An 8771-nucleotide genomic window follows, 5' to 3' on the forward strand; every position below is an offset into this window, starting at 1 on the left:
GAGCAAGCTCGCTCCTACAGATCGAATCCGTTGTGCTCTTCGTAGGAGCGAGCTTGCTCGCGAACCTGCTCGGGCCCGAACTTTATCTCAAAGCCCCGAGAAAACCAGCCAGGCCGCGGCCATGGCGTAGAGGACGATCACCGCATCCATGCGCAGCGCAGGCGGGAGTCGCCGCACGAGGTTCATTTCTTCGCCACCGCCGACCAGAAGCCCTGGGCATTGCGGAAGGGCTGGCGGGCCATCTGTTCGGGACGGGTGATGCCGTCGGCACGCAGGGCGTTGACGAGGGCGGAAAAGGACTTGGCGCTGTAGCTCATGTTCGGCTCCCGATGTTCTCTCTCCTTGGGGTGGAGCTATGAGAACACCGGGGCCACCATCGACGGAAATGGATCGGCTTAAGGGTGACCATCGATGAAATTGATGGAAGGCCAGGACAGCTCCAGCTGGCTCCTGAACAGCCGCGCTTCACCGGTGATCGGGTCGATGAACTGCAGTTGCCGGGCCAGCAGCTTCAGCGGCTTGTCGAAATCTTCCGGCGGACGCTCGCCGCGCGGCGGCAGCGTCGGATAGAGCGGGTCGAAGCACAGCGCCGCACCCAGGCCGGACATGTGCACGCGCAGCTGGTGGCGCTTGCCGGACACCGGGTGCAAGCCATAGCGCCACAGGTTGCCGCGCTGCTCAAGCACCTCGATGCGGGTTTCGCTGTTGGGGTCACCGTCCACCTCCTGCATGCGGATGAACGGGTCGCCTTCGACCATCCGCGAGCGATGCACCAGCGGGAACTCCCGTTGCGGCAGCGCCGGCGCGATGGCTTCGTACATCTTGTCGATGCGCCGTTCGCGGAACAGCGCCTGGTAGGCATCGCGATTGACCGGGTTGGCGGAGAACAGCACCAGCCCGGCGGTAAGCCGGTCGATGCGGTGCAGCGGCACCAGCTGCGGGTTGTCCAGGCGCTTGGCGAGGCGGGCGAGGAGGGTTTCCTCGACATACTGGCCCGCGGGCGTCACCGGCAGGAAGTGCGGCTTGTCCGCCACCACCAGGTGTTCGTCGGCATACAGAATGCTTTCCTGGAAGGGGATCGGCGTTTCCTTCGGCACCTCGCGGAAGTAGTGGATGCGCAGCGCTTCGCGGTAGGGATGCCCGGGGCCGATGGGCTGGCCGTCGTCGTCCAGCACCTTGCCGCGCGCCATGCGGTCCAGCCAGGTGTCGCGGCTGATCGCCGGGAAGCGCGCGCACAGGCAATCGAGCACCGTCGCCCAGGAGCCGGCGGGCAGGTGCAGGATGCTGGCGCGTTGCTGGGCGGTGGAGAAGCGGGAGCTGGACATGTGGGCAGGCGACCGGGTTCGACGGGCTGCGCATTAGGCCGCAGCGGCGCGGCGGCCGTCAAAGCCGCCGCGACTTCCGGTCTTGTTGCCGGCGGTTCTCAGGCGGGGATCGGATTGATTTCCACCGTGATGTGCGCCAGTTCCTCGTGGACCTGCAGGCGCTGGCGCACCAGTTCGGGCGTCAGGCCACCGCTGCTGGCGAGGCTGAGGATGCAGGCGTAGCGCGACTTGCCCACCCGCCACAGGTGCAGGTCGGTGATGCGTGCCGGGTAGGGCAGCTCGGCGATTACCTCGCGGATTTCCTCCACCACCGGGTCGTTCATCTCCGCGTCGAGCAGCACCCGGCCGCTCTGCTTGAGCAGGCCGACCGACCACACGGCCACCAGCACCGCGCCGACCATGCCCATAAGCGGGTCGAGCCAGGCGGCGCCCCAGATCAGGCCGCCGATCAGGGCGATGATCGCCGCCACCGAGGTAGCCGCGTCGGCCAGCACATGCAGGTAGGCGGCGCGCAGGTTCAGGTCGTGGCCGTGATCATGATGGTCATGGTCGTGCTGGTGGTCATGACCATGGTGGTGATCGTGGCCATGGTGATGATGCTCGCCACGCAGCAGCCAGGCGCAGGCCAGGTTCACCAGCAGGCCGATGATGGCGATGGCGATGGCCTGCTGGTAGTGGATCGGCGAAGGGGAGAGCAGCCGGGCGACGGACTCGAACATCATCAGCGCCGCCACGCCCAGCAGCAGGATGGCGCTGGTGTAGCTGGCGAGGATTTCGATCTTGAAGGTGCCGAAGGCGAAGCGCGCGTCGCCCTTGAAGCGCCGCGCCGCCACGTAGGCGAAGTACGCCAGTCCCAGCGCCAGGGCGTGGGAGCTCATGTGCCAGCCGTCGGCGAGCAGCGCCATGGAGTTGAAGATCCAGCCCCCGGCGATCTCCACCACCATCATCACGACGGTCAGCAGCGCGGCGCGCAGGGTGTTGCGTTCGGCGAGCGGGTTGCCTTCGTGGAACTGGTGGTCGTGGCGACCGTCTTGCGGGTGAGCGGCGTGCTGCATGATGATGGTCCACAGAATTGATCTGGATACTATACCCCAGTATACCTTAGGAGTTTTGCCGTGGGACATACCATCAAGGACCAGAAGAAGCTGCTGACCCGGGTGCGGCGCATCAAGGGGCAGAGCGAGGCGCTGGAACGAGCGCTGGAGGCGGGCAGCGAATGCGCGGCGATCCTGCAACAGATCGCCGCCATCCGCGGCGCGGTGAACGGCCTGATGGCCGAGGTGCTCGAAGGCCACCTGCGCGACCACCTGGGCGCCGAGGACCGCACCGCGGCGCAGCGCCACGAAGACCTGGCAGAGGTCATGGGCGTGCTGCGCTCCTATCTCAAGTAGCGCGGCTCAGCGGGACAGGCGCACCGCCAGCTCGTCCACGTCTTCGGCCCAGTCCGAATCCTGCTGCCACGCCTCGCGCAGGAACTGGGCCTGGGCCGGGCTCCAGAACGGCGCGTCGGGGAGTTTCTGGCCTTCGATCAGGCCATGGCTGCCGAGGAAGGCATCGATGTCGCTGCGGCCGTCGGGCAGGCCCAGTTGCTTGAACAGGTTGGCCAGGGTGTGCGGCGTGGTATCCATCGTGGTCTCCTTGGGGGCGCCGGGCACGCCAGCATGGCGTGCGGCAATGCAACAACTATAGGAGCAACCGCCGGGCAAGGTTCGCATTGGCAATTGCGGCGGAAATAGATAGCCTGCTTTCAATCGTCCCCGCACACGCTCCGCCACTCACCCGTCAGGCCCGTCCATGAGCTCGTCCGAGCAGCGAACCGCCTCCGTCACCCTGCGCATCCTCGCCACCGTTTTCTTCACCTTCGTCCTGTTCCTGAGCATCGGCCTGCTGTTGCCGGTATTGCCCGGCTTCGTCCATGAAGGCCTGGGCTACTCGACGGTGATCGCCGGCGCGGTGATCGGCCTGCAGTACATCGCCACCCTGCTGTCACGCCCGCTGGCGGGCTACGTGGCCGACACCTACGGGGCCAAGCGCGCCGTGCTTTACGGCCTGGGTGTGCTGGGCATGGGCGGCGTGCTGGTGCTGGCGTCCACCAGCGTCGAGTCCGTGACCTGGCTGAGCCTGGCGCTGTTGCTCGGCAGCCGCTTGCTGTTCGGCCTGGCGCAAGGGCTGCTGGGGATCGGCACGGCGAGCTGGGGCATTGCGCTGGTGGGCACGCAGAACACCGCCAAGGTGATTTCTTGGAATGGCATCGTCAGCTATGGCGGCATCGCCATCGGCGCGCCGCTGGGGGTGACCATGTCGGCTTCGCTGGGCCTGTGGAGCCTGGGCGTGAGCATCCTGCTGCTTACCGCGCTGGGCTGGCTGGCCGCCCGGGGCCGCGCGGAAGTGCCGACCATTCCGGGTACGCGCATGGCCTTCCATGCAGTGCTCGGTCGCGTGCTGCCCTACGGGATGTGCGTGATGCTCGGCTCCATCGGCTTCGGCACCCTGGCGACCTTCATCACCCTCTACTACGGCAGCCAGGGCTGGGCGAATCCGGCCTGGTGCCTGACCGCTTTCGGTGTCTGCTTCGTCGGCGCGCGGCTGATCTTCTCGGGCACGGTCAATCGCTTTGGCGGCTTTGCCGTCGCGGTGGCCTGCCTGGGTGTCGAGGTCTTCGGCCTGCTCTTGCTCTGGCAGGCGCCGGGGCCGGGGTTCGCGCTGCTGGGCGCGGCGCTCACCGGTTGCGGCCTTTCGCTGGTCTATCCGTCGCTGGGCGTCGAGGCGGTGCTGCGCATCCCGGCCAGCAGCCGCAGCGCCGGGCTGGGCGCCTACGCGCTGTTCTTCGACCTGGCGATGGGCATCGCCGGCCCGCTGATGGGGCTGGTCGCCGCCCGTCACGGCTATGCGTCGATCTTCCTCGCGGCGGCGGGCCTGGCGCTTTGTGGCTTCCTCATCTGCTTCGGCCTGCTGCGCTTCACCCGCCAGCAGCATGAGGAATTGCCCAAGGGGTGATTGAGTGTCACGGCCCGGGTTCGCGAGCAAGCTCGCTCCTACAAGAGCTTGGCCATCGGCACCGCCCTGTAGGAGCGAGCTTGCTCGCGAACCGCATCACACCGGCGGAAAGGCCTTGAAGACGTCCAGCGCCTCGGCCTGCTCCGTCCAGTCGCGCACCGCCGGGTAGCTGTCCGCCGGAATGTCTTCGGAGTGCAGCAGCTGCACGAAGGTCCAGGCCACGGCGATGCTCAGCCCGGCCTGGTCCAGCGGCGCGCCGGCGTCCAGCGACATTTCGCGCAGCTCGCTCTCCAGCTGTGCCAGGGCCGCGTGCAATTGCTGGTCGACCCTTTCCTGCCAGCTGGCGAGTTGCTTGTCCTCGGGACGCTGCTGTTCGTAATAGCGCTGCACGGCCTTTTCCATGACCGCCAGGGCCAGGCCCAGCAGGCGCGTGGCGCGCAGCCGTGCGGCCGGTGCGGCAGGCATCAGGCTGCGCCCGGCCAGGTGTTCGAGGTAGTCGATGATCAGCGTGGAGTCCATCAGCACCTCGCCGTCGCCCAGCACCAGGGTCGGCGCCTTCACCACCGGGTTGATGCCGCGGAATTCCTCGTAGGTGCGGAACACCGACAGCGACTGGTGGCTGAATTCGATGCCGAGCAGGCGCAGGGTGATGGCGACGCGGCGCACGTAGGGTGAGTCGAGCATGCCGACCAGGTGCGGAAGCTTCTGTTGCATGGGTACGTCCTGTTAGTGAAGATTGCATCGTGGCGGGCGCGGTTGTCCGCGCTACGCCCATGAATCTAGCGGCTTTGGCTGCTGGGAAATAGCGACGATTAGTGACCGATTCGGTTAGGGATACTTACATGAGCGCATTGCCGCCGCTCTCTGCCCTGCGCAGTTTCGAGGCCGTGGCCCGACTGGGTAGTGTCACGCTGGCCGCCAGTGAACTGCACGTCACGCATTCCGCCGTCAGCCAGCAGGTGCGTCAGCTGGAGAACCTGTTGGGCGTCACCCTGCTGCAGCGCGAAGGACGAGGCCTGCGCCTGAGCGAGGAAGGCCGCCTTTACGCCCTGCAGGTTCGTGGTGCGCTGCGCGATATCGCCGAGGCGACCCGCCTGGCGAAAGCGCGACCAGGGGAAGACGAGCTGGTAGTGGCGCTCACGCCGTCCTTCGGCCAGAAGTGGCTGCTGCCGCGCCTGCCGGGCTTTCGCGCAACTTATCCACAGTACCGCCTGCGTCTGCTGGCCAGCCTGGAGGTAATGGACTTGCGCCAGGGCCTGGCCGACGTGGCGATCCGCATCGGCCAGGGGCACTGGGAAGGGTTGGCGCAGGAACATCTGTTCGAGGACGAAGTGGTCGTGGTTGCCGCGCCGGACTTCAACGGCGGGCGCCTGCCCCGGACTCCGGGGCAGATCCTCCGCTGCCCGCGTGTCACCGGCTTCGAGTCCTGGCTGGGCTGGTGCCAGGCGGCGGGCGTGGCGGTGCCGGAGGAACCGGCGGAGTTCGTGGTGAACGACTCCAACCTGAGCATCGAGGCGGTGCGCATGGGTCAGGGCATCGGCCTGGAACGCCGCAGCTTGGTGGCCGGCGCTCTTGCAAGCGGCGAGCTGGTAGCGCTCAGTGACCTGCGCGTGCCGTACGGCTTTCCCTACTGGCTGGTGTGGCCCGAGCGCGAGGCGACCCAGGCCAAGGTGGCGGCGTTCGCCGGGTGGCTTTCGGGCGAGGTCCAGGCGTATCTGCGGGCTATTGCCTGAGTCGGTCCGCGAGCGAGCTTGCTACTGCAAGGGAGTGGAAGCGCCCTGCGTAGGAGCGAGCTTGCTCGCGAACACGGGGTGAAGACGATGCCGAGTCGAGCCTGGCCTCAGAAGGCCTCGTCGATGTAGTGGAAGGGGTAATCGGGGCTCTTGTACTTGCCGATCCTGCCGCGCCTGGGCAGCTTCACTTCCTCGCGCGGTACCGACTTGTAGGGCACGTGCTTGAGAATGTGGCTGATGACGTTCAGGCGCACGCGCTTCTTGTCCTCGGAGCGCGCGACGAACCAGGGCGCCCAGGGCGAGTCGGTGGCGGCGAACATCAGGTCGCGGGCTCGGGTGTATTCGTCCCAGCGGGTGTAGGACTTCACATCCATCGGCGAGAGCTTCCAGATCTTGCGGCCGTCGGTGATGCGGTCTTCCAGCCGGCGCGCCTGCTCCTCCGGGCTGACCTCCAGCCAGAACTTCAGCAGGATGATCCCCGACTCGGTGAGCATGCGCTCGAACAGCGGCGTCACGGCGAGGAACTTGTCGGCCTGCTCCTCGGTGCAGAAGCCCATCACCCGCTCGACGCCGGCGCGGTTGTACCAGCTGCGGTCGAAGATCACCACCTCGCCGGCCGAGGGCAGGTGCTTGATGTAGCGCTGGGCGTAGAGCTGGGATTTCTCCCGCTCGGTGGGGGCGGGCAGCGCCACCACGCGGAATACCCGCGGGCTGACGCGCTCGGTGAGCGCCTTGATGGTGCCGCCCTTGCCCGCGCCGTCGCGGCCTTCGAAGACGATGCAGACCTTCAGGCCCTTGTGCACCACCCATTCCTGCAGCTTGACCAGTTCCACGGACAGCTTGCGCAGGTGCTCCTCGTAATCCTTGTTCTTCATTTTCCCGGTCTGTTCGGGGGCCGGGTTCTTCGTCTTGCTCTTCTTGCCCATCACTTCCTCCATGGCTGGCCTGGGACGGCCGTGGAATCAGCATAGCCGCTCGCCGGGCGAACGGACTGTGATGCAGTCAGGTTCGAAAATGTAGGAGAGTCCCGGTAGCGGCCGTGTTTGCCGGAAGGCTGGTGTCGGATGTTTCGTAGCGTCCGGTAAATCGTCCTGCAGAGTGGGAAAAAGGCTGCTGCCGTCCGCGGTTTTTGGTGAAATGCGCCTCATCACCCGCAGTGCGTCGACAGCGCCTGCACGACCCAGGAGACACGATGACCGAGCAGCGACTGACCCCCGGCCTGATGGTGATCCACGGCAACCATCCGGAAGCGCTGCGCGACCTGCTGGTGCAGTGGATGAGCCGGCACCCGCTGGCGCCGCTGGAGAACGAGGTCATCCTGGTGCAGAGCAACGGCATCGCCCAGTGGCTGAAGCTGGCGCTGGGGCGCGACGTGGAGGAGGGCGGTTGCGGCGTCACCGCCGCGCTCGACGTGCAGTTGCCCGCGCAATTCCTCTGGCGTGCCTACCGCGGCGCGCTGGGTCGTGACGAAATCCCCGAAGTGTCTGTGCTCGACAAGGGCCCGCTGACCTGGCGCCTGATGCGCCTGCTGCCGACTTTGCTCGAGCGCGACGAATTCGCCACCCTGCAACGCTTCCTCGCCGACGACGCCGACCTGCGCAAGCGCCACCAGTTGGCCGAGCGCCTGGCCGACCTGTTCGACCAGTACCAGGTCTACCGCGCCGACTGGCTGGAGGACTGGAGCCGCGGGGTCGATCAGTTGCGCCTGGCCAACGGCAGCGTGCGCGAGCTGGACGCCGACAACCGCTGGCAGGCCGCCCTGTGGCGGGCGCTGCTCGACGACGTTGGCCCCGAGGGCCTGGCCACCAGCCGCGCCGGTGTGCACGGGCGCTTCATCGAGAAGCTGAAGAACGCCGAGAACCTGCTGCCGAACCTGCCGCGCCGCGTGGTGGTGTTCGGCATTTCCGCCATGCCCGCGCAGACGGTGGAAGCCCTCGCCGTGCTGGCGCGCCACGCCCAGGTGCTGCTCTGCGTGCACAACCCCTGCCGCCACCACTGGGCCGATATCGTCGCCGACAAGGACCTGCTGCGCCACGAGTACCGTCGCCAGCGCCGCCGCGCCGGCACTCCGGAACTGCTCAGCGAAGACCAGCAGCACCAGTACGCCCAGCCGCTGCTGGCCGCCTGGGGCAAGCAGGGCCGCGACTACATCAACCTGCTCGACCAGTACGACGACCCGGAAAGCTACCGCGCGCGCCTGGGCGCGGTGAGCAACGGGCGCATCGACCTGTTCAGCGAAGTGGAACCGGACAGCCTGCTCGGCCAGCTGCAGGACGACATCCTCGAGCTGCGTCCGCTCAACGAAACCCGCGAACACTGGCCTGCGATCGATCCGCAGGCCGATGACTCGGTGCGCTTCCACGTTGCCCACAGCGCCCAGCGCGAAGTGGAAATCCTCCACGACCAGCTGCTGGCGCGCTTCGACGCCGACCCCTCGCTGCGTCCGCGCGACGTGATCGTCATGGTCCCCGACATCAACCCCTACGCGCCGCACATCGAAGCCGTGTTCGGGCAGATCCCGCGCGACGACAAGCGCCTCATCCCCTACACCCTGGCCGACCAGGGCCAGCGCGGCCGCGAACCGCTGCTGGTGGCGCTGGAGCACCTGCTGCGGCTGCCGGACAGCCGTTTCGCGGTGAGCGAAATCCTCGACCTGCTGGACGTCGCCGCCGTGCGCGCGCGCTTCGGCCTGGCCGACGCCGACCTGCCGCTGCTG

10 protein-coding genes are annotated in these 8771 nt (G+C 67.2%); 4 read left to right on the top strand and 6 right to left on the bottom strand.

Translation table 11 applies throughout. The features are described from left to right. Positions 1–182: 182 nt before the first annotated feature. The 3 genes from ACCC94_RS24995 to dmeF all read right to left on the bottom strand — a co-directional run bounded on the left by ACCC94_RS24995 (position 183) and on the right by dmeF (position 2380). Positions 183–317 (bottom strand): hypothetical protein, encoded by a 135-nt coding sequence (locus tag ACCC94_RS24995; RefSeq protein ID WP_017519380.1) that lies wholly within the window; start codon positions 315–317, stop codon positions 183–185. A 78-nt stretch (positions 318–395) separates the two neighbouring features. Then, a complete protein-coding gene (locus tag ACCC94_RS25000) occupies positions 396–1325 on the bottom strand; it encodes a pseudouridine synthase (protein WP_413352315.1) in 930 nt (309 codons plus the stop codon). 98 nt (positions 1326–1423) lie between these two features. Continuing rightward, positions 1424–2380 carry a CDF family Co(II)/Ni(II) efflux transporter DmeF gene (dmeF, locus tag ACCC94_RS25005; RefSeq protein WP_413352316.1) on the bottom strand — a complete coding sequence of 319 codons (957 nt, stop codon included), beginning with the start codon at positions 2378–2380 and terminating at the stop codon, positions 1424–1426. 60 nt (positions 2381–2440) lie between these two features. Here dmeF and ACCC94_RS25010 point away from each other — a divergent pair, with 60 nt between their 5' ends. Continuing rightward, complete coding sequence (locus ACCC94_RS25010; RefSeq protein ID WP_413352317.1) at positions 2441–2716, top strand: metal/formaldehyde-sensitive transcriptional repressor; 276 nt, start codon at positions 2441–2443, stop codon at positions 2714–2716. Positions 2717–2722: 6 nt separating this feature from the next. Here ACCC94_RS25010 and ACCC94_RS25015 read toward each other — a convergent pair whose 3' ends face one another. Further along, positions 2723–2953, bottom strand: coding sequence for a DUF2789 domain-containing protein (locus ACCC94_RS25015; protein WP_413352318.1), 231 nt, complete (start codon positions 2951–2953; stop codon positions 2723–2725). A gap of 166 nt (positions 2954–3119) precedes the next feature. Between ACCC94_RS25015 and ACCC94_RS25020 the strand changes: the two genes are divergently transcribed. Continuing rightward, entirely contained in the window at positions 3120–4322 is a 1203-nt protein-coding gene (locus tag ACCC94_RS25020; RefSeq protein ID WP_413352319.1) for an MFS transporter, read from the top strand. 96 nt (positions 4323–4418) lie between these two features. Here ACCC94_RS25020 and ACCC94_RS25025 read toward each other — a convergent pair whose 3' ends face one another. After that, positions 4419–5036, bottom strand: a complete 618-nt coding sequence (locus ACCC94_RS25025) for a glutathione S-transferase (RefSeq protein WP_413352320.1) — start codon at positions 5034–5036, stop codon at positions 4419–4421. A gap of 128 nt (positions 5037–5164) precedes the next feature. Here ACCC94_RS25025 and ACCC94_RS25030 point away from each other — a divergent pair, with 128 nt between their 5' ends. Next, the gene (locus tag ACCC94_RS25030) at positions 5165–6055 is read left to right on the top strand and encodes a LysR substrate-binding domain-containing protein (protein ID WP_413352321.1); all 891 of its coding nucleotides are present in this window, start codon (positions 5165–5167) and stop codon (positions 6053–6055) included. Between the two features lie 107 nt (positions 6056–6162). On the opposite strand, the gene ppk2 is transcribed toward ACCC94_RS25030, so the two are convergent. Beyond that, the gene (gene ppk2, locus ACCC94_RS25035; protein ID WP_413352322.1) at positions 6163–6981 is read right to left on the bottom strand and encodes a polyphosphate kinase 2; all 819 of its coding nucleotides are present in this window, start codon (positions 6979–6981) and stop codon (positions 6163–6165) included. A 266-nt stretch (positions 6982–7247) separates the two neighbouring features. Between ppk2 and recC the strand changes: the two genes are divergently transcribed. Beyond that, positions 7248–8771 (top strand): exodeoxyribonuclease V subunit gamma (gene recC / locus ACCC94_RS25040; protein ID WP_413352323.1); only part of this gene is annotated, 1524 nt, incomplete at its 3' end.

The organism is Pseudomonas sp. Pseusp97, assembly GCF_047304025.1.
In the GTDB taxonomy this organism is placed as follows: domain Bacteria; phylum Pseudomonadota; class Gammaproteobacteria; order Pseudomonadales; family Pseudomonadaceae; genus Pseudomonas.

Bases quoted from the DNA above. Each gene is read 5' to 3' on its own strand.
- ppk2 (WP_413352322.1), bottom strand. From the start codon at position 6,981: ATGGGCAAGAAGAGCAAGACGAAGAACCCGGCCCCCGAACAGACCGGG.
- ACCC94_RS25015 (WP_413352318.1), bottom strand. From the start codon at position 2,953: ATGGATACCACGCCGCACACCCTGGCCAACCTGTTCAAGCAACTGGGC.
- ACCC94_RS25030 (WP_413352321.1), top strand. From the start codon at position 5,165: ATGAGCGCATTGCCGCCGCTCTCTGCCCTGCGCAGTTTCGAGGCCGTG.
- ACCC94_RS25020 (WP_413352319.1), top strand. From the start codon at position 3,120: ATGAGCTCGTCCGAGCAGCGAACCGCCTCCGTCACCCTGCGCATCCTC.
- ACCC94_RS25000 (WP_413352315.1), bottom strand. From the start codon at position 1,325: ATGTCCAGCTCCCGCTTCTCCACCGCCCAGCAACGCGCCAGCATCCTG.
- ACCC94_RS25025 (WP_413352320.1), bottom strand. From the start codon at position 5,036: ATGCAACAGAAGCTTCCGCACCTGGTCGGCATGCTCGACTCACCCTAC.
- ACCC94_RS24995 (WP_017519380.1), bottom strand. From the start codon at position 317: ATGAGCTACAGCGCCAAGTCCTTTTCCGCCCTCGTCAACGCCCTGCGT.
- dmeF (WP_413352316.1), bottom strand. From the start codon at position 2,380: ATGCAGCACGCCGCTCACCCGCAAGACGGTCGCCACGACCACCAGTTC.